This window comes from Sphingobium psychrophilum, assembly GCF_012927105.1.
In the GTDB taxonomy this organism is placed as follows: domain Bacteria; phylum Pseudomonadota; class Alphaproteobacteria; order Sphingomonadales; family Sphingomonadaceae; genus Sphingobium; species Sphingobium psychrophilum.
Genome location: NZ_JABBFV010000029.1, coordinates 1 through 18,233, shown reverse-complemented (window position 1 = coordinate 18,233; position 18,233 = coordinate 1). Strand labels below are relative to the sequence as shown.

18 protein-coding genes and 1 pseudogene are annotated in these 18,233 nt (G+C 59.7%); 8 read left to right on the top strand and 11 right to left on the bottom strand.

The window, feature by feature from the left end; translation table 11 throughout:
- Positions 1-9: 9 nt before the first annotated feature.
- Positions 10-420 (bottom strand): hypothetical protein, encoded by a 411-nt coding sequence (locus HHL08_RS22755; protein ID WP_169575223.1) that lies wholly within the window; start codon positions 418-420, stop codon positions 10-12.
- Positions 421-447: 27 nt separating this feature from the next.
- Between HHL08_RS22755 and HHL08_RS22750 the strand changes: the two genes are divergently transcribed.
- Both HHL08_RS22750 and HHL08_RS22745 read left to right on the top strand, forming a co-directional pair.
- Positions 448-759, top strand: coding sequence for a PadR family transcriptional regulator (locus HHL08_RS22750; protein ID WP_169575222.1), 312 nt, complete (start codon positions 448-450; stop codon positions 757-759).
- Complete coding sequence (locus HHL08_RS22745; RefSeq protein WP_235955255.1) at positions 756-1,934, top strand: hypothetical protein; 1,179 nt, start codon at positions 756-758, stop codon at positions 1,932-1,934. The genes HHL08_RS22750 and HHL08_RS22745 overlap by 4 nt, the downstream gene beginning before the upstream one ends.
- A gap of 724 nt (positions 1,935-2,658) precedes the next feature.
- Here the strand turns inward: HHL08_RS22745 and HHL08_RS22740 are convergent.
- On the bottom strand, positions 2,659-3,225 hold the full coding sequence (locus HHL08_RS22740; protein ID WP_069063939.1) for a DUF4142 domain-containing protein: 567 nt from the start codon (positions 3,223-3,225) through the stop codon (positions 2,659-2,661).
- A 145-nt stretch (positions 3,226-3,370) separates the two neighbouring features.
- Between HHL08_RS22740 and HHL08_RS22735 the strand changes: the two genes are divergently transcribed.
- A complete protein-coding gene (locus HHL08_RS22735) occupies positions 3,371-3,787 on the top strand; it encodes a DUF3597 family protein (protein ID WP_069063938.1) in 417 nt (138 codons plus the stop codon).
- A gap of 128 nt (positions 3,788-3,915) precedes the next feature.
- Here the strand turns inward: HHL08_RS22735 and HHL08_RS25780 are convergent, their stop codons facing one another.
- A complete protein-coding gene (locus tag HHL08_RS25780; protein WP_237236174.1) occupies positions 3,916-4,257 on the bottom strand; it encodes a DUF892 family protein in 342 nt (113 codons plus the stop codon).
- Here HHL08_RS25780 and HHL08_RS22725 point away from each other — a divergent pair.
- On the top strand, positions 4,145-5,623 hold the full coding sequence (locus HHL08_RS22725) for a L,D-transpeptidase family protein (RefSeq protein ID WP_206378055.1): 1,479 nt from the start codon (positions 4,145-4,147) through the stop codon (positions 5,621-5,623). The genes HHL08_RS25780 and HHL08_RS22725 overlap by 113 nt on opposite strands.
- Positions 5,624-5,633: 10 nt before the next feature.
- Here HHL08_RS22725 and HHL08_RS22720 read toward each other — a convergent pair whose 3' ends face one another.
- The gene (locus tag HHL08_RS22720) at positions 5,634-6,170 is read right to left on the bottom strand and encodes a YcbK family protein (protein ID WP_169575220.1); all 537 of its coding nucleotides are present in this window, start codon (positions 6,168-6,170) and stop codon (positions 5,634-5,636) included.
- Between the two features lie 237 nt (positions 6,171-6,407).
- Between HHL08_RS22720 and HHL08_RS22715 the strand changes: the two genes are divergently transcribed.
- From HHL08_RS22715 to HHL08_RS22705, 3 genes are all read left to right on the top strand, one after another.
- Positions 6,408-7,298 carry a L,D-transpeptidase family protein gene (locus HHL08_RS22715; RefSeq protein WP_235955253.1) on the top strand — a complete coding sequence of 297 codons (891 nt, stop codon included), beginning with the start codon at positions 6,408-6,410 and terminating at the stop codon, positions 7,296-7,298.
- Positions 7,299-7,557: 259 nt separating this feature from the next.
- Positions 7,558-8,199, top strand: a complete 642-nt coding sequence (locus HHL08_RS22710; RefSeq protein ID WP_169575218.1) for a beta/gamma crystallin-related protein — start codon at positions 7,558-7,560, stop codon at positions 8,197-8,199.
- 263 nt (positions 8,200-8,462) lie between these two features.
- Entirely contained in the window at positions 8,463-8,714 is a 252-nt protein-coding gene (locus HHL08_RS22705) for a hypothetical protein (RefSeq protein ID WP_069063933.1), read from the top strand.
- Positions 8,715-9,108: 394 nt separating this feature from the next.
- Here the strand turns inward: HHL08_RS22705 and HHL08_RS22700 are convergent, their stop codons facing one another.
- Together HHL08_RS22700 and HHL08_RS22695 are read right to left on the bottom strand one after the other, a co-directional pair.
- Positions 9,109-9,420, bottom strand: coding sequence for an excalibur calcium-binding domain-containing protein (locus HHL08_RS22700; RefSeq protein WP_169575217.1), 312 nt, complete (start codon positions 9,418-9,420; stop codon positions 9,109-9,111).
- A 156-nt stretch (positions 9,421-9,576) separates the two neighbouring features.
- Positions 9,577-10,263: an MgtC/SapB family protein gene (locus tag HHL08_RS22695; protein WP_169575216.1), complete on the bottom strand. Its 687-nt coding sequence runs from the start codon at positions 10,261-10,263 to the stop codon at positions 9,577-9,579.
- 156 nt (positions 10,264-10,419) lie between these two features.
- On the opposite strand from HHL08_RS22695, the gene HHL08_RS22690 reads away from it, so the two are divergent.
- Entirely contained in the window at positions 10,420-11,694 is a 1,275-nt protein-coding gene (locus HHL08_RS22690) for a cation:proton antiporter (RefSeq protein WP_169575215.1), read from the top strand.
- Positions 11,695-11,714: 20 nt separating this feature from the next.
- Here HHL08_RS22690 and HHL08_RS22685 read toward each other — a convergent pair whose 3' ends face one another.
- From HHL08_RS22685 to HHL08_RS22665, 5 genes and pseudogenes are all read right to left on the bottom strand, one after another.
- On the bottom strand, positions 11,715-12,038 hold the full coding sequence (locus HHL08_RS22685; protein ID WP_069063931.1) for a hypothetical protein: 324 nt from the start codon (positions 12,036-12,038) through the stop codon (positions 11,715-11,717).
- Between the two features lie 450 nt (positions 12,039-12,488).
- The gene (locus HHL08_RS22680; RefSeq protein WP_069063930.1) at positions 12,489-13,001 is read right to left on the bottom strand and encodes a hemerythrin domain-containing protein; all 513 of its coding nucleotides are present in this window, start codon (positions 12,999-13,001) and stop codon (positions 12,489-12,491) included.
- 557 nt (positions 13,002-13,558) lie between these two features.
- Positions 13,559-13,921: pseudogene (locus HHL08_RS22675) on the bottom strand (DUF6766 family protein); the annotation flags it as partial.
- Positions 13,922-14,550: 629 nt separating this feature from the next.
- A complete protein-coding gene (locus HHL08_RS22670) occupies positions 14,551-16,767 on the bottom strand; it encodes an amylo-alpha-1,6-glucosidase (RefSeq protein WP_169575214.1) in 2,217 nt (738 codons plus the stop codon).
- Positions 16,768-16,775: 8 nt separating this feature from the next.
- The gene (locus tag HHL08_RS22665; RefSeq protein WP_069063923.1) at positions 16,776-17,870 is read right to left on the bottom strand and encodes a glycosyltransferase family 4 protein; all 1,095 of its coding nucleotides are present in this window, start codon (positions 17,868-17,870) and stop codon (positions 16,776-16,778) included.
- Between the last annotated feature and the right edge of the window lie 363 nt (positions 17,871-18,233).

Sequence of the window (18,233 nt, the reverse complement as noted above, 5' to 3'; positions counted from 1 at the left end):
AGCTGCCAATTAGTGGTAATAATTGGTTTCGAGGCGACGATTAGCTGACGGTCTGCTGCTGGCGAGCGAGTTTTGATCGCGGAAAGGCCGGAATGGGTCGATATCGGCGGACAGCATCTGGGACGTTTTTCCATTTCCTGCCGACCTGCTGAACAGCGGATATTGCTTTAAGCCATCATTTGCTACGCTCAAAGGTGGATGAAGCATCGCGCAGCTTCCGGCGAGCGCGTTGCCATAAGAAGGAGCCAGTGGATCAACTTCCTTTCCGATCAAAGCGGCGATAGCAGACATGGTGCCACGCGCTTGATTTCCGAATAGTATGCTCGATCGACCACGCAAACGCATCTCCAAACCCGGCGTCGTATGCAGGAACTGCCAGTCGGCGTGGCCTGGATCGCATTGAAATTGCCACTTGACCATAAATCTATCTAGGTAGATTTACTGTGCATGTCTCGAACACGTGCGCTCTCATCCCATGCTCGGAAGGTTCTTGTCGCCCTGCTTGATGCCGGTGACCAATGGTCACACGGCTATGAACTGGCGCAGCTTGCCGACGTGAAATCCGGCACACTCTACCCGCTTCTGATCCGTCTGGAGGCGCAGGGCTACCTCGAGGCGGAATGGCAGCAGCCGGCTGAAGGGGGACGTCCGCCACGACACGCCTATCGGCTGACAGCAAGCGGCGTCCAGCTCGCCCGCGCAAATCATCCCGGTCAGGCGGCAATGTCGGCCTTGCGACGTCGGGAGGCGACCATATGAGTGTTGGTCTTCGCCGCGGCCTCATTGATCTAGCCTGCCGCGCCCTGCAAGCAACGTTGCCTTTCTCGTTGCAGTCGTGGGGATGGGCGGTGCGTTACGAAGCGGCCACCATCCGAGACGATACCGAGGCACTTCTGTTCACGCTCGACAGCCTGTGCGGGCTCATGCCGCGTGCGGTCGCATCGCATCTGCTCCAAACCTTTGCCTCGCTCATCGGCGACGGTTCTCAATTCTCGGAAGGATCGACCACCATGAACATCTTCGACGCCGCGATACGTCGGCCTCGTACTCTCGGCATCATCTGTGCGATCGGTGCGGTCGTGCTCGGCGTCGTCTATATGGCAATCGCTGGCGCGCCGATGCGCTATATTGGGATCAACGTAGGCGCACTGGCTATTGGCCTGACGATGCTGGCGCTGCTCGAGCGCACTGTAGCGGCGGGTCAGCGATGGACGGACGGTGCGATCACTGCGATGGCGGGCGCGCTGCTAGCCACCGCTTTTCTTGGCTCCGAGGTTGATGGCGCAGCGCGCTGGGTGAGCTTCGGGGGACTAGCCATCCAACCGAGCCTGATCCTGTTGCCGGTAATGCTCATCGCCTTCTCGCGCAGTCGTAGCGTGCTGGCAACCGCCGGCATCATCGCAGCCGCAGCTGCAATGGCGCTTCAACCCGACCGGGCTATGGCAGGAATGCTCGTACTATGCCTTGCTGCGCTCGCGGTCATACGCCGTGACATGCTTGCCGCCGTGGCACTCGCCGCCGGCGTCACCGGTTTCGCGGCAACGCTGGCTCGTGCCGATACGCTGCCAGCAGTCCCCTATGTCGACCAGATTCTCTACTCGTCGTTCGACGTTCATGTCGGGGCCGGTCTGGCGGTGTTGGGAGGTATGGCGATGCTCCTGATCCCCGCAATCGTCGGCTGGAGCCAAGATAACAACAACTGCGCGACCTACGCCGCTTTCGGCGCAGCCTGGTTCGCTGCGATCATGGCTGCTGCCCTCGGCAACTATCCGACACCGATCGTGGGTTATGGCGGCAGTGCCATTATTGGCTATGCACTGAGCCTCCTGGCGCTGCCGAAACTGTCTCGTGTTCGTGCTGGGGCTGTTTGCCGTAGATCAGGTGCCAAAGATGGATCGCCGTCCGACAGGCGCCTGTTCGTCGCACTGGCCTGATTGTATGGCTGCGTCGACTGCTGGTCGACACCTGCTGGAATAGCGGAACGTCTGCACCTTAGGATCGTAAAGCAGCGGCTAAAGGGCTGCAAAGGGTCGACATCGGTAGACGGAACGTGGGACTTTACTGCCGTTCGCGACAACGTGTCTCAAGGCAGGTTCTGTCAGAAGGCGACATTTGGCTTCGGCCCAAACCGGGTAATAGAGCCACAAGTAGTGGGCCGAAGCCCCCCGTGTCATTACGATGATGTGAGCTTGGAAACGGGACCTTGCCAAATCTCGACCCGCAATTTCCTAGCGAACGGAAACATTCCGCCATTGGGGTCGTGATCGGTACCGTGAATGCCAGGCCGTGAATCACGCCAGACTCACGATTGGCCATTGCCCACCAAGTTCCGGTCATCGGCTAACGAGCGCAAAATGCGCGAAGTCGCGACGCCAACGATTTGCGTTAACCTAAGTCAGTCCGCATATTTTTTGCGGAACTGTCGGACTGGGGACCGGTAATCTGGCTGGGGTGACAACGAGAACAGGGATGCCCGTGAAATCCTCTTTCGCTATCGCACTATTAGCCTGGACTGCGCTGACAGGACCGGCCGTCGCGCAATCGTCCATGTCGCCTAATGCGGCGCCACCACGCCCTGCGCCCTCTTCTACCACGCGCCCACCCGTACCTGCCGCCGACATGCAGGCCGTCCTTGACGCGCATGCTGCGATCAGCAAATCAGTGCTTCAAGCCCTTGGCCATGTTCACATGCGCCGTGACGATAGGTACCATGGCAGTGGCAAAGACCTTGAGCGAAGGCACGTCCCCGCCAGTTGAGTAGGCGCGCAGGGTCGCCAATGTTTTCTCGTGAGCCATGGTTTGCGCGTCGGCATAGGCGGCGTCAAACTCAGCGCCTTGCTTGCCCTTGAGCGTTTCGAGTGCCTCGACCTGCGCCGCCGCAAGTGTCGGATCGGGCGTGAGCACAGGCGTCGCCTCGCTTGCCGCCTTCTTTAGCTTCGCGCTGGATTCGGTGTGGCCCTTGATCATCGACTGGGCAAAGGCTTTTGTCGCAGCAGACGCAGCGTTGGTCGCAGCGAGCTTGGAGCTTTCGATCTCAAACGCATCGCTCGCAGCGGCGGCATTTGCGAACATCTGCCCGGCGCTAAGCGCGGGCGGAGCCTCTGTCGTGACAGGACCGGCGGAATTCGCGACTGCGTTGTTGTTGACCATGGGTTCGTCTTTCTTCCCGCAGGAAGCCAGGGCCAGTGCCGATACCGACAGTGTGACAAGGATGCTGGGCTTCATAGTCTATCTCCCTTTCGGTACGGTCACCGATCACGCTTGAACATTCTTCGCGCATTGACGTTCCAACGGACCTTTGTGCCGATTGCTCCGTTTTCCATACCACGCGCACGTTTCTTCAGATCGAAAATCGGAAAAGGGCACAAGCATGGGCATCTTCGGAAAGATAATGGACAAGATTTTCCGCCACGACGCCAAGGCCGCAGAAGCGCCAGCGGCGATTCCAGCACCCAAGCCCGCCCCTGTGGAGCGACCATCCGCGCCTGCGGCAACTCACGCCGCCGCACCCCCGCCCCCGCCAGCAGCGTCTGTCGACGTTGGCGCAGTGCTCGCCGCAATGGCGGAAATGAAGGGCGGAGGTGGCAACTATCAGAGCTCGATCGTCGATCTGCTCAAGCTGCTCGACCTGGACTCCAGTCTCGCCGCTCGCAAGGAACTGGCCAATGAGCTTAGCGTAGACGCGGGCGCCGATGGTAGCGCGGAGCAGAATATCGCCTTGCATCGAGCCGTTATCGACAAGCTCGCTGAGAATGGCGGAATCGTGCCCGACAGCATGCGCGCGTGAGCGGCTAAGTCGCGGACGTCAGCCAACATACGGCAAGGTGATTTTCATTTGGGGCGGCAAGTCGCCGCCCAACGTCACCTTAGATTCGAGCGGCCGGGCAGCCAAACGGCGGCCCAAGCCTACGCTAATTATTCCTTGGCGTCGATATTGACGCTCGTTTCCGCCAACTTGGTGCCATACTGGTCATTACCGTAGATTTCTTTGGTAGCCTCGCGCAACTTTTTGTTATCATCCTTAAGGCCGAGCGTCTTTGCGTAGGACGCAGCCGTGCCGAACCCGGCAAGACCATAATGGGAAATCCGCTGATACTGGGCAATAATCACGGCGTCGAAAGATCGGGCCATCTCATCAGTTGCGATGAGCGGAGCAGATGTGCTGCTGGAGCGTTGTACCTGCTTACACGAGCGGGAGATAGTGGTGCGGAAATTCTTGATTACCGGTTCGATCCTGGCTCTGGCTCTTCCACTCACCGCTTGCGACATCGTCACCACTCAGAACAGCGCGACGCCCTCAGGTGATGCGCAATGGTCGGATACGAATGTCAGCGCATTGCGCGAAGCGATTGATCGGCGCGCCGCGCATGGCCTCGATCACCTGAACTTCAGTACGCAGGCGAATGGACAGGCGGCGCTGACGCAGTTGGCCCTGCGCTATGCCAGCGCGCTTGCGCATGGCGCAGCCGATCCGACGAAACTGTACGACATCTACACGGTTCCCCGGCCGAAGACGGATCTGCGCGCTGGCCTAGCCAAGGCGCTCGCGGACGGCAAGGTCGTCGACTGGTTGGAAAGCCTCGCGCCGCAATCGGATGAGTATCGTGCGCTCTCCAAAGCCTATCTTGCGCTCGATAAGCAAGGCAGAGCGCCCGCGGCGGTGATCCCGACCACTGACAAACCGATCGAACCGGGACAGAATGATATCCGTATCCCGGTGATCGCCCGACAACTGGTGGCTTCGGACTATCTGGACCGGGCCCAAGCCGGCGGGGATCGGTATAGCGCGCCGATGGTCAGTGCTGTAAAGCGCATGCAAGGCGACTTTGGCATCAAGCCTGATGGTTCCATCGGCGAGGATGCGCTGGAAATCCTTAATCTGTCCAATGCCGATCGCGCTCGCGCCATTGCCGTGGCCATGGAGCGCACCCGCTGGCTGGATCGCAATCCGCCCGCAACGCGCGTCGACGTAAACCTTGCAGCCGCGCGCCTGAGTTACTGGCGTGATGGGAAGCTGGCCAATGTGAGAAAAGTCGTTGTCGGCGAGCCCGACACGGAGACCCCGCAACTGGGGTCTCCAATCTACCGCCTGGTCGCGAACCCGACCTGGACAGTCCCTCGGTCGATCGAAGAAAAGGATTTCGCCCGCAAGGGCTCATCTTATCTGCGGCGCAACAATATGGTTCGCAAGGATGGCTGGATCGTACAGCAGCCCGGGCCCAAAAACTCGCTCGGCCTCGTCAAGTTCGATATGAAGAACGAGCATGAGATTTATTTGCACGATACGCCGGCAAAACAGCTATTCGCAGAAGTCCAGCGGCAGCGAAGTCATGGCTGCGTGCGCGTCGAGGATGCCCTGGGCTTTGCCGACTTGCTCGCGCGCGACGCCGGCATCATTGACGAATGGAACAAGGCGCGCGCTACGGGCAAGGAGAGTTTCGTATCCCTGCCTCGCGAGATACCCGTCCGTTTGCTTTACCAGACCGTCCTATTCGACGATGCCGGCGATCCGGTGGTGAGAGCCGACCCTTATGGCTGGAACGACGCGGTGTCCGTAGCGCTCGGGTTCGAGGCCGGGCGTGGGTCGCGCCTGCGGGGAAGCGGCTCTGACGTTGGTCCATAATGCAAGCAGCCTACCAGCGGCGTACCGGCCCGGTATCGACATGCACGAAGCCATCTTCGGGATAATAGCCGACGCCGCCAGCGCGCAGGGAAAGCGCCGCCTTCTGCAGGTTGGACAAACGGACGGATTTAAGGCTGATGTCCACTGCCTTGCCGCGCATATGCTGACTTTTTGAGGCGACGCCATCGCTATGTTCGTGCAACCGGCCGTTCGTCCTGGGTGAACGGTAGCCTGAAATAAGCGTGAAACCGGCCCGCTTGTCGGCGCCAGTCGCCGCATGGAGTTGCACCAATGTATCGAACAGACCGGTGTCCATTCGAGTGACGTCGCCGGTGCGCCAGTCGCGCAGGAAATAATTGAGCTCCGCGATCCCCGACACGCGCAGCCGCCCGCCAGAATAATAGCAGACGTCCGCCCGCTCCCCATTGTGGGCGTTGCGAAACATCAGCCGCCGCTCCGGCAGAACGGCCCATGCGGTAGCAGGAAACAGTTGCGCCACGCCACAGGCAGCGGCGCCCAGCAGCACCCCTCGTCGATCCATCATCATGTAAGTCGTACGTCCCGAATTCTGTCGTCAGGGAGATAAAAGCTGCACCCGCGCGTTATCCTATCTAGCTGACATGTAGGGGGATTTGACGGCATGAGAAGATTGGTTCCATGGCATCGTCTTGCTTTAGCCACCGCTGGTCTCATCGCCACGCCGCTTGTCGGGCAAGCGCCTCGCCTTGTACCCGCGTCAGCGCCCCGTTCTCCCGCTACAAAGATAAATGTTGCGATTCTTCGCATGCAGGTGCAGCTGGATCGGGCGGGCTTCGGACCGGGCGTGATCGATGGGCGCGACGGCCGGTTTTTAACAGCGGCGGCAAAAGGCTTTCAAATCTCGCGCGGGCTACGCGTGACTGGCGAATTAGACGTTGCTACACAGTCCGAGCTCAAAAAGGACAATGCACCGGCGCTCATCATGATGGTGCTGAAGGATGAAGCGCTGGCCGCTGACTACGCCCCAGCTATACCCTCGAAGATCGCGGATCAGGCCGCTCTCCCCTCCCTGGGCTATCGCAATTTGCTTGAGAGGCTTGCCGAGCGTTTCCACACGACCCCGCAAGTCCTGTTGGCTCTCAATCCAGGACTTCGCTTTCCAAAGGCCGGCATGGAGTTGCGGCTGCCGGGCCTCATCCCCACCGATCGTGCCTATGCCAGCAACCTTTCGCCGCAGTGGCGCGATACGCTCGCGACGCTCAACGTCGGTGCGCAGCAACCCAACGGGGCTAAGATCGTCGTGGTCAAATCCGCAAGCCTTCTCAAGGTCTACGATGCCAAAGACCACCTTGTCGCGCAATTTCCGGCAACGACGGGAAGCGAGCATGATCCGCTGCCGATCGGCAACTGGAAGATCAAAGGCACCGCATTCCTGCCGACCTATCATTATAGCCCGGATCTGTTCTGGGATGCTGCCGCGACCGAGAAAAAGGCCGTGGTCCAGCCGGGCCCCAATAATCCGGTCGGTGTCGTCTGGATCGATCTCGACAAGCCGCACTACGGCATTCACGGCACGCCCGAACCAGCCCTCATCGGTCGGTCGCAGAGCCATGGCTGCGTCCGGCTTAGCAATTGGGATGCCGCCCGTCTGGCGCAGATGATCGGTACAGATACGAGGGTTATCTTTGCGGAGTGAACCCTGGTAATCTGCAAGTTTTAAAGGTTCGCAATACAGGGTAACGTCTAATGACAACGCGAAGCTAGGTTTCATGGACAAGGGTATCCACTGCAAGACTGAGACGAGGCTGACGACGCCGAGGTAGGATTCCTTGGTTTTGTCATATCGTGTGTCGATCCGCACACCCGCGACCACGGCAAAAGCTCCCGGCACTTGCAACCTTATCTTCTCCTGAGGAATTGATTGGCCATAATTCTGGATACTCATGGAGAGAACAATGCGCGGCATAATCCTGATGGCGCTGACAATTACAGCTATTTCCCCAGCGGCAGCTCAGACCGCTGCACCGACTATGACCCTGTACGAGCTTCCCGGCTATCTCGGCCGTTCCGTCACAGTCACGACCGACACGCCTGATCTTGCAACGGAATCATTTGCGAAACGAGCACAGTCAGTCCGCATAACCGGCTCGTGGCAAGTCTGCCCCGGCGTTAAGTTCGCCGGCACTTGCCGCACCATGACTGCCAGCATGCCGTATGTGAAAAAGTCCCAGATCGCCTCTATTCGTCCGACTCCCACCACTGTCGCCACGACGACGGAGACCCCCACCTCGGCGACTGCCGCCACACCGTCAGCCGCTGGCCAAACCGCCGCTGCGGTGGATATCGAAGCGCTCGACGTCGGCAGCGGCACGGATGGCCAAGATGTAACCTTTTACGCGCGCCCATCGCTGGGAGGAACGGAGGTATCCGCTGGCACCAATGATATCACGGCAGCGACCGCGTTCTGCAAACTCGCAGGCTCTACCAGCGCAAGTTATGCGGGAAAGGCTCGTTTCCAGACGTCAAATCTGGTCGATATCGCCGCTAAGAGCAAGGTTCGCGCCTACGCGCTGCGCGATGTGGTTTGCAAGAGGTAGGCATCGCTCCATTTCGAACGGTACCTCGTCGAGACGATGATTTCGGGGGATGGCACGCTGGATATCCATTGTAGCGGGATGCCGACGGCTTGGCAGCAGCAACGGTAGTTCGCTATGTAGGACCAAACCTGGCATGGCTTCTCGCGAGCGGCGAGGCTGCAGCGATAGCGTAGAACTGCGCGTGCTTCACCCTATGAATTCGAAAGCGAGGAAACTTCGGTGTAGCTCCCGTGTTGACGATGTGAAACCTCGGGAGTGTTGCAATGGGACTGCTGAAATTGGCGCTGATCGGTGGCGTTGGCTATGGCCTCTATCGGTACTTCACTGGCAAGCAGGGGGTGGCTGAGCCGGCTGCTTTTTCATCCGGTGAGCATGAACCGGCTAACTTCACACAGGTTCGTAGTGCAGGCCCCGAGGGTATGCGTAGCGATCCGCCAGAATGGGACCAAACTGATCAAGCAAGCGACGAGAGCTATCCGGCAAGCGATCCGCCCGCCGCCAACCGCTTTACCTAAAGACGCGTTAGCTTCAGGCCATAGCGTGGACGTGCTTTATTGCGGCTGAGACGCTGCGTCTTGGACCATGGCCAGACAATTAGACTGGTACATGCAACGGCCGCGTATGGAGGCGAGAGAGCGACAAGAGAGCTTGCCTCACCGCAGCTCTCCAACGTCCAGCAGTTGAACGCAGCCGCCTTCAAGGTGACGTCCATGCCCTCTGTAACCTGCCGGGCATCAGGCCAACGCCGACGCTACGCGGGAGGCGGCGATGCCAAGGAGGAGGCAATCGACGACTCGGACGTGAACGCGGAAGCACTGACGGCAGCGGAGCGGGCCAAGGTCATAAACGCAAACTGATATTGCCTGGATAAGGCACCGGAACGTCATATCAGTGAGGGATGCGCGTAATTTACTCGCAGCCCACCCCATCGCCGTCCCGGTCCAGATGCCGTCCGTAACCCGGCTCGCCGACCCGGACCGGCGCTGCCCCGGCTGCCCTTGCGGCGGTGCAGTTGGGGAAAGCCGCGCCGCCGCTGCTGCCAAGCATCGGCTGCGGCCGGACCGGCGCTGTGTCTCCTGACGGCGAGCGATGGCAGTGGTATCCGCCGTTCTCACGATCATTGTGGCAGCCTTGGGCGTTTAGCCCGCCGCCGTGCGACAGTGCGGGGCTAGCCGACCCCGTGATGGCTATGGCGAGGCAGAAGAATCGAGCGGCCGGCATATGTATTCTCCCTACTGGGAAGCTTATGACATACCGGTGTAAATAAATATTGGTTGTCCAGAATGAATCAACTATGTGGCGACAGATTACTCAGCACGGGGCGATAGCCCTTTAGCAAATCACACGAACTTCAAGCGCGCTGATCATGTGTTGATCTCATATGTCGTGCGGCATGTAGTCGAACCCAATAACCGCGCTGTCTGACCGCAGCTGCGACGTGAACCGGTCCATCCGTTCCTCATTAACGCCGCTGATCGTCGTGCCATACTCCACGCTGTCGCTCTCCATGCGTTGCTGAACAGTGGCAGCCCGCAGCCCGGCGCTCGACAAACGATCCGTAAAGTCTTGCTGCGATATCGCCGCCGCGCGTAGGAAGCGGACCTTCACGTTGGCGTATCGGCGCTGCGGCAGAATCGTCTCGGATGCGCGCACCGCCGCCAACACGCACACAGTGGCTACCGCGCCAGCGATCGCCAGGGCATAAAAGCCCACGCCAAATAATATGCCGAGTGACGCCGTCATCCACAGTGACGCAGCGGTGGTAAGCCCACGCACCCCAAAACCCTCACGGAAGATCACACCGCCGCACAGGAAACCGATGCCGGTCAGGACGCCGTGCGCCATGCGGACGGGATCGATCCTGATGATCTCCATTGGCGTGTCGCTCAGCCACCGCACCTGATGAACGGCCGTAAGCATGAGGAGCGCGCACGACAGGCTAACCAGTATGTGCGTGCGAAATCCTGCGGGGCTTGCCCTATACTCGCGTTCGGCTCCGATTATAGCGCCAGCGACAACCGCGCCGAGAATGGGTAAGGCCAGGTCCGGATCAAATAGGTTCATGCCCAACATACCCTAAGGGCATCACTTTGTTCCGGCTGTGTAAGCAAACAAGGCTCGCGCCTGTATTGGGCGGCGATCCGGTACTGGCTGCTCCCGATCGAATCCATGAACAACTGGTCTCTGGAGCCGTTTACGCTTCTGTATCGTTAGGGGCCGATGCAGCAAGTCACCTCGTCCCTTGATCCTTATATCCTTATGCTTACCGGCGCGGGGCTGCTGATCGCCCTGGTCGCTTGGCTACCCTTGGCGCTCAAACGCCTTCCCCTGTCCTTGCCCATTGTCTGCATCGGCATAGGTGTGGCCATATTCTCCATGCCGGCGGTCACGCTACGACCATTGCCTCTCACCTATCCCCAAGTGACCGAGCGCTTCACCGAGCTGGTCGTGATCATTGCGCTGATGGGTGCCGGCTTGAAGTTGGACCGACCCTTCAGCTGGGCAAAGTGGAATATCACTTGGCGACTGTTGGCTATCACAATGCCACTCGGCATCCTGGCTATCACTGCCATCGGCGGGTTGTGGCTCGGCCTTTCATGGGTAGCCGCACTCCTGTTGGCCGCAAGTCTGGCCCCGACCGATCCTGTGCTTGCTTCCGACGTCCAGGTAGGGCCGCCCAAATCGGGCGAAGAAGATGAGGTGCGCTTTGGACTTACGTCCGAAGCGGGACTGAACGACGGGCTCGCCTTTCCGTTTGTGCATTTGGCCATAGCGCTAGGGCTTGCCGCCGCGACCGGCGCGCCGTGGGCCAAGCAATGGCTGCTCCACAATGTCCTGTGGGAGATTTTTGCCGGCGTAATTGGCGGCTGGCTGATCGGCCGGCTGTTCGGATGGCTCACATTCCATATCCCTGCCGACACAAGATTATCCAAGACCGGCGACGGATTAATCGCGATTTCCGCGACGTTCGTGTCCTACGGTGTCACCGAGCTCCTGCATTGTTATGGCTTCTTGGCGGTGTTTGTAACCGCCTTGACACTGCGTCGCTCCCACCGGGACCATGAGTTCAACCGACAGATGCATGACCTGACCGAACAGGTTGAGCGGCTTGCGATGATGGTGCTGCTGCTGCTGTTTGGCGGCGCGTTAGTCAGTGGCCTGCTTAGGCCGTTGCAATGGGTGGACGTGGCGGCGGCGGTAGCGATCTTGCTGGTCGTTCGACCGGTCAGCGGCATGATTGCACTTGTGGGGTTTAAGGCAAGTCAATCGGAGAAGAAAACGATCGCGTTCTTTGGAATTCGTGGGGTGGGATCGTTCTATTATCTTGCCTACGGCCTGAATCATCTGAAGATAGAGGAGGGAGGGCGCCTATGGGCGATTGTTGGCTTGGTCGCGCTGTTGTCGATCCTGCTGCACGGCCTGACGGTGACCCCAGCGATGCGGATGCTAGACCGACGGCATGGACGCGACCCCGACGACGGGGCCGCCGTGTGACTGTCAGCCTGCGCAACCCGTCAGTCCGCGATATGCGACAACCTAGCCTCAAACCGCACGCCCGGCACCTGCTTGGACGTGCCGCGTAGCCTGAGCGTGCCGTCGTCGGTCATGCCGGCCAACTCGACCACCATGTTGTTGAACCCAATCACGCTGACCACGCCCGGCGTCGGCCGGTGCTGCGTCACGCTGACCTGCATGGTCAGCAGGTCTCCGTCCTCCTCGTAGGTGCCAACATAGGCGCTGTCGCCGCCGCGCAGCTTGCCGTTGTTCTGCAGCACGATGACGCCGTAGTCGGTACCATAGGTGAACGCGATCTTGTACAGGCCGGTGGGTAGGGACATTCTTGGCTCCTGCTGTTGGGCGGCAGGCCAGAGGAGTGGCGGCAGCGGCCGGGTCACGACTGACGAGGTGATGCTCGAGTGTCGATAGCGGGAAGGGTGGCGGGGACCAGTGATGACGGGGCTTGGGACATTTTTGCCGTTTCCAATCTATATTCTGGTCGGCTGTGCCCGCCGACAGTTGTCAGTCAAGCCGTCAGCATTCGAGTGAGGGGCGCTCAGAGCGGCGGTAGTCAGGGCAATCGAGGTCAAATGCGTGATTTTATCTGAATTGCATCCGCAATCGATGCTGCCGTATGCTGACAAGCCGTCGATGGCTGCAATGCGAAGCAGCCGCGGTCGGGAGCGCACGTGCATCCTTCCGCCGCCGCAGCCCCTCGAGCAACCGGAGCGCTCACTCATTTCAAGTTAAAACCCCGACGGCATAAGCGCCGCCGGGGCACGACAGATCGGCTATGCCGTGACTAGATTGACGGCGGTTGGTTTAGCCGCCGGCAATCCTGACGTCTTGGCCAGGGTAAGGAGCTCCGTCCTCCGCCTGGCCATTTGATCTCGCAATGCAACTAAATCGACATCGGTCTTGCGACATTGGGCAAACATGCCTTCCGAAGGCATTTCCTCTTCATGGACATGATGTTTGATTTCTTCAGAGAGAACTTTGACCTTGGCGTCATAGAAATCGTCGTCGGGCGAACTTGCCTCGATATCGTTGATCAGGACCTTCGCGCCATCATGCTCGACATACGCTTCGTCGAGCGTGTCATCCTCGATCAGACCGCGGAAGGCAGGATAGAAAATCTCTTCCTCGATCAGCGTGTGAACCTTGAGCTCGACGCAGATTTCCTGGGCTAGGGTCTGCTTGCGGTTAGCGGACGTGGCTTGCTCGAATTTTTCGAACAGCTCTTCCACCTTTCGGTGGTCTGCCTTCAGCAAGGCGATCGCATCGGTGAACTGGGGCTCTGCCATCTTCGTCCTCCTTGTATGTGAAGTAGGCGTAAAATCCTGCGGGACACGCGTTGGTTCCCCGCGAATGAGTCGCGACATGGGCGGTCGCAATCAATAGTTTCCCTGTGTCGCAGGCTATGCCCAGGCGCAGGTCAAGGCGCACGAGGAGACGCTTGGCACCCTTCGCGCATAAGCCACCGATTTCGAGTGCCGGCCCTTAAAAGCTTCGCTGCAAGCCTCGTGCCGATCGTTTCAGGCCACCTCAGCATGGCCAAGGGTTTAAAGGGCTGAAGCCCGCTCGGGCCGAACGGCAAGCGGAACTAGTATGCTATGCTGATAACGCGCCATTATATTCCAACCAACTCTAGGAGCCTTTTCGTGACACCGACCGATACGCAAAAGACCGAGGACGTGCCTGACGAGAGGAAGTTCAGGAAAACATAGAAAAGGGGGAGGATAAGGATCCCAATCCCCTCGCGCCGCCGATAAACACGCAGGGCGGCAGCTAGTCGATAGCCCAACTTGGCGGCGGCATGCCGCCGCCAGGACAGCGCTCAAGCTGGCCTGGCACCTGACCTTCATTCCCCTGTTTGGCGGTGCGGCGCAGCGACGCCCTTTGATTCCGGCGATTCGCGCTGGCGAAGAAAGATCGACAGAAGCACGAGCACTGCAGTCGACAGAAATTCGCTTTGCCAATTCTGGAATGATTCGAACCACAGTTGAGAATCTGTCAAATAGGCCATAGTGGCTACCGGTTTTTCTCCGTGCGCCAAAGCTTCCTGAGCGGCGACACGCGCGCTTTGCGTCCAGTGAATGATGAAGGACAGGATAAAAAGGAGGCCGAGGGCCAACCCAAGGGATCGCGCATAGAAAGCGCGCCAGAATGAACCCCATTTCAGGATAGCCGGCGCACCCGGCTTGTTCGCCTGAATGTCTAGATCAACGTCGCGAGGCGGGGAATCAGGATCCGAATGCTGGAGTTAGCACCTGCGACCAGTGAGGTGGGGGGCCCGCCCCCCGGGGATACGGTTTTAGGGATCGCAAGTGGGCGCGTCGTACTGCTGAGGCGCAATGCCTCTATTTTCTAAGTCTCCGACAGCTGTCCGGTTTCGGCTTAAGCGACATTAAATTTGTTATCGGCAACGGCTTAAGGTGGTCGCCAGCCGCCGGAAACGGACTGACTGCACCTGAGGAACGGAAATTGACCACTGAGTGTCCGTGAAGGGTCGATATGCGCAAGGCTCCTGTTATTACAGGCTGCTTCAGCTCATTACCAGCTTTGTGACACATAGCGGCTGTGACGGTATCTGCTGACCACAATAGTCCCCTTGACGTTGCATCCGGGGTTTTAACGGTGCCTGATGCTCGTATATGGCTTGGGGCCGACTTGCCGACATTGACGCGATCAGTGTTGCGCGTGCCGCCGCAATATCCATGAATGAACCGTCGATTGCCAGTATCTTCGGCGTGCCCAAGCGATCTGAGACAAATGCTTATGCCCGATATTCGGTCTCTCCTACCTCTGAGCGGACGGACGCGCGCACATTCAGGCTAGCCCTAAAGGCGACCATCAAGCAATCGTCATTATCCGAGCGCGGCCACCATGCTTCATAGGTTTGACCACGATCTGATCCCCTAGGCGATCGAACATAATATCGACCTTGTCCAGACCGATGCCCAAATCCCTGATCGTAAGGCTCTGGAGAAAAAGCGGCAGCATCGGTTGGTGAAAGGATATCTGCGCCGCCGGAACATCGAACCTTAGCCCTAGGCTCGACTGGATGAGGGCGAGCGGCGCCGCCGCCGACCAGGCCTGCGGACTGCAGGCCACCGGATAAAAGGTCGGCCCCTGCGACCGGCGGCGCGGAAAGCCGCAGAAAAGTTCAGGGAGACGCATCATGTCGACATAGGTGGCGGCGGCGAAAAGCCCCTCGAAGATCTGGGCGGCTTCCCGCTGGTAGCCGTAGCGCGCGAAGCCGCCGGCAATCAATGCATTGTCGTGCGGCCAGATCGACCCATTATGATAGCTCATTGGATTATAGCGCTTTTCAGTCGAGGCGATAGTGCGCACGCCCCATCCGGAGAAGGAGGCGGGCCCCATCAACGTGCGCACGACGGCCTCCACCCGCTCTTCGCGCGCAAGTCCGGTATAGAGGACATGGCCGGCATTGGAGGACCGCACGCGGCAGGGCATCTTGTCGCCATCGAGCGCGAGGACATAGGTGCCCAGCGCCGCGTCGAAGAACGCGGCATCGAACCTATCGCGCAGCCGCGCCGCGCGATCCCGATAGTCAGCCGCGCGTGCATGGTCGCCGATCGCGTTGAACAGCGCCTCAGCTGCCTGCCACGCGCCATAGACATAGGCCTGCACCTCCGCGAGGGCGATCGGACCGCGCGCGAGCGTGCCGTCGGCGTGGAAGATGGAATCATGGCTATCCTTCCATCCTTGATTTTGAAGGCCCTGGTCGGTCAGGCGGCCATATTCGACGAAGCCGTCGCCGTCGCGATCGCCATGTGTGTCGATCCAGTTCAGGGCCGCTTCTATATGCGGCAGGATCGTCGTCAGGTAAGCAACGTCGCCGGTCCGCTCCAGGTAAGCGCCCGCCAGCATCACGAACAGGGGCGTGGAATCGATGCTGCCATAATAATGGCGGAACGGCACCTCTCCCAGTTCCGCCATTTCGCCATGGCGCACCTCGTGCAATATCTTGCCAGGTTCCGCGTCGGCCGTCGGATCGAAGCTGGTGGCCTGATGCGCGGCGAGATAGCCCAGCACGCCGCGGCTGATCGCCGGATCCATCCATAGGGTTTCGAGCGCGGTGATGATCGCGTCGCGGCCGAACACCGTGCTGAACCAGGGAATGCCCGCATAAGGATAAGGGCCATATTCGGTATCGGTCGATAGCATGGATATATCAGCGACCGACCGGCGGGCGACCTCGTTAAACAGGTCGTTCGACGAGTGCAGTGTCGCGCCGCGCTTGCGCGCCGCCCGCAGCGCCTCCATCGCCTCGCGCAGGGACTTGAGGAACTGCTTGGGGAGCGCGTCTGTCGCCCCTGTCTGTTTGCAGCAGATGCGGGTAAAGAGCGCGCAACGGTCGCCGGGCGGCACGGTGATGTGGAACAGCGCATGGCTGTCGGTCAACTCGTCCGGCATCGGATCGAAATGCAAGTGCGTTTGCCGCTCGCGCTCGTCACGCCCTAGATAGCCTAGCAGGACATCGGACGGACCGATCTGCGGTTCGCGCATTCTCCCGCGGCGCAGGCGCGTCATGCCGCGTATCTCGAATAGATCGGCGAAGTCCGCCGCGAAACTGAAGTCGATACTGACTTGCCGCGTTTCCGTGTCGAAGTTGCGGATGGTGACGCGCTCGTACAATGCGTCCTTCCACAAAAAACGCGTGCGACGCAGGTGGATGAGGTCATGTTCCACGGCCACTCGGCCATCTTCCCCGATGAAATCGGGATTGGCGAGATCGCAGGTCAACATCGCATTGTCGTCGCGCAGCGCGGAACTGAGCAGGATCGGCCGCATTGCGTTGATTGTGAGATAGAGGTGCGAGAGATGCCGGGTATCGCGATGATAGAGCCCCTCCGGACTGCCGGGGCCGGAAATGGCGTCGCCGCTATGATCGAACACGGCAAAACTGTCGCCATGTTTAAGCGTTCGCGGCCTGCGCTCGTGGAGCGAGGCCGTCGCCGGGATGAAGAACTGGGTCTGCGCCTGGGACAGCGCTTGCCCTCCGGCAATACCAGGCATGTCGGGCTGAGGCTGGCTCAGGGTCATGGCGTTTCCTATGCGACGATCTGCAGTTCGGCTTCCACGCCTCGCTGGCGACGCAGCCGTGCGGCGTCGGTACGGGCGCCCGGTAGACCATGATACAGGGCAACATAGTCCGTCGCCATCCGCCGCGCCGTGAAACGTGCGTCGAATGCGCCACGTACCAGCCGCCGGTCGAGATCGGGCAGCGCCGCAACAGCGTCGACCGCTTCGTCTTCGCTCTGGACAATGAAGCCGGACACGCCATGCTCGATCACTTCCGGCACGGATCCGCAGCGGAAGGCGATGACCGGCGTGGCGCACGCCATCGCCTCGATCATCACGAGTCCGAACGGCTCGGGCCAGTCGATCGGAAACAGCAGCGCGGCTGCTTGGCCGAGGAAGTGAACCTTCTGCTGTTCGTTGATTTCACCTATGAATTCCACATTGGGATAATGGTCCACCAGCGGCGCGATTTCCTGCTCCCAATATCCGCGATCGACGGCATCGATCTTGGCGGCGATCTTGAGTTTAAGGCCAGAGCGCGCCGCAATCCGGATCGCGCGATCCGGCCGCTTTTCCGGCGAGATGCGCCCGAGAAAAGCGAGATAATCCTCGCCCGCACCCAGGCGCGGAGCCAGCAGGTCTGCGGGCAGGCCATGATAGATGGTCCCGCCCCAATTGACCGGGGGCATGGGCAGACGCTGATGATCGGAGATCGACACCAGGCTGTGGTCGGCAAAGGTGCTGTAGAATGGCGGTAGATCGGGCAGGTCAAGCCGACCGTGCAGCGTGGTTACCGTGCGCCCAATGAAATCCTGCACCATCGGCAGGTGCAACATGTCGATATGGAAATGCAGGGCGTCGAACTCGTCGGCACGGCGTCGAACCTGCTCCAGCATCATCATATGATAGGGAATGGTATCGACCACAGCGGGGTTGAGGCGCAACGCCATGTCCGTGATCGGCACCAACTTGGCGCTAGTCTGCGAATCACCGCTGGCGAACAGGGTGACATCGTGACCTTGGCGAACCAGTTCTTCGGTCAGATAAGACACAATACGCTCGGTGCCACCATAAAGCTTTGGGGGCACGCTTTCAGCTAACGGGGCGATTTGCGCAATCTTCATACAGACTTCCTCTCAAACGAGTGGAGCCTCCCTCCCCCCATCTGCGGCAGGCTGCACCGCTACAAGCATTTAAATGCGCGGGAGTTTCATGAACGGAAATATTCTGTCTCATTTCTTCGTCACCCATCTGGGGATTATTATAAATGACCGAGCAAGCCGCCGTTTTTGCAGCCTTTGGAACGCGAAGCGGCTGGTCTGCACTTGAGAAACTTAAATCAGCTGCCGAACGGCCAATAAGGGTTGTCAACGGCGGTCAGATTCCAGGCCATCGGGGCGGAGTAAAAGTAGGCCACTGTGATGCGGGCCTGACGATATGAAGAGGGCCCCGATCGGGGCCCTCTTCATATCGTTGTCGTCATTGAT

Excerpts from the sequence above, each read along its gene's own strand:
- HHL08_RS22755 (WP_169575223.1), bottom strand. The coding sequence starts at position 420 with ATGGTCAAGTGGCAATTTCAATGCGATCCAGGCCACGCCGACTGGCAG.
- HHL08_RS22750 (WP_169575222.1), top strand. The coding sequence starts at position 448 with ATGTCTCGAACACGTGCGCTCTCATCCCATGCTCGGAAGGTTCTTGTC.
- HHL08_RS22745 (WP_235955255.1), top strand. The coding sequence starts at position 756 with ATGAGTGTTGGTCTTCGCCGCGGCCTCATTGATCTAGCCTGCCGCGCC.
- HHL08_RS22740 (WP_069063939.1), bottom strand. The coding sequence starts at position 3,225 with ATGAAGCCCAGCATCCTTGTCACACTGTCGGTATCGGCACTGGCCCTG.
- HHL08_RS22735 (WP_069063938.1), top strand. The coding sequence starts at position 3,371 with ATGGGCATCTTCGGAAAGATAATGGACAAGATTTTCCGCCACGACGCC.
- HHL08_RS22725 (WP_206378055.1), top strand. The coding sequence starts at position 4,145 with ATGAGCGGAGCAGATGTGCTGCTGGAGCGTTGTACCTGCTTACACGAG.
- HHL08_RS22720 (WP_169575220.1), bottom strand. The coding sequence starts at position 6,170 with ATGATGATGGATCGACGAGGGGTGCTGCTGGGCGCCGCTGCCTGTGGC.
- HHL08_RS22715 (WP_235955253.1), top strand. The coding sequence starts at position 6,408 with ATGCAGGTGCAGCTGGATCGGGCGGGCTTCGGACCGGGCGTGATCGAT.
- HHL08_RS22710 (WP_169575218.1), top strand. The coding sequence starts at position 7,558 with ATGCGCGGCATAATCCTGATGGCGCTGACAATTACAGCTATTTCCCCA.
- HHL08_RS22705 (WP_069063933.1), top strand. The coding sequence starts at position 8,463 with ATGGGACTGCTGAAATTGGCGCTGATCGGTGGCGTTGGCTATGGCCTC.
- HHL08_RS22700 (WP_169575217.1), bottom strand. The coding sequence starts at position 9,420 with ATGCCGGCCGCTCGATTCTTCTGCCTCGCCATAGCCATCACGGGGTCG.
- HHL08_RS22695 (WP_169575216.1), bottom strand. The coding sequence starts at position 10,263 with ATGAACCTATTTGATCCGGACCTGGCCTTACCCATTCTCGGCGCGGTT.
- HHL08_RS22690 (WP_169575215.1), top strand. The coding sequence starts at position 10,420 with ATGCAGCAAGTCACCTCGTCCCTTGATCCTTATATCCTTATGCTTACC.
- HHL08_RS22685 (WP_069063931.1), bottom strand. The coding sequence starts at position 12,038 with ATGTCCCTACCCACCGGCCTGTACAAGATCGCGTTCACCTATGGTACC.
- HHL08_RS22680 (WP_069063930.1), bottom strand. The coding sequence starts at position 13,001 with ATGGCAGAGCCCCAGTTCACCGATGCGATCGCCTTGCTGAAGGCAGAC.
- HHL08_RS22670 (WP_169575214.1), bottom strand. The coding sequence starts at position 16,767 with ATGACCCTGAGCCAGCCTCAGCCCGACATGCCTGGTATTGCCGGAGGG.
- HHL08_RS22665 (WP_069063923.1), bottom strand. The coding sequence starts at position 17,870 with ATGAAGATTGCGCAAATCGCCCCGTTAGCTGAAAGCGTGCCCCCAAAG.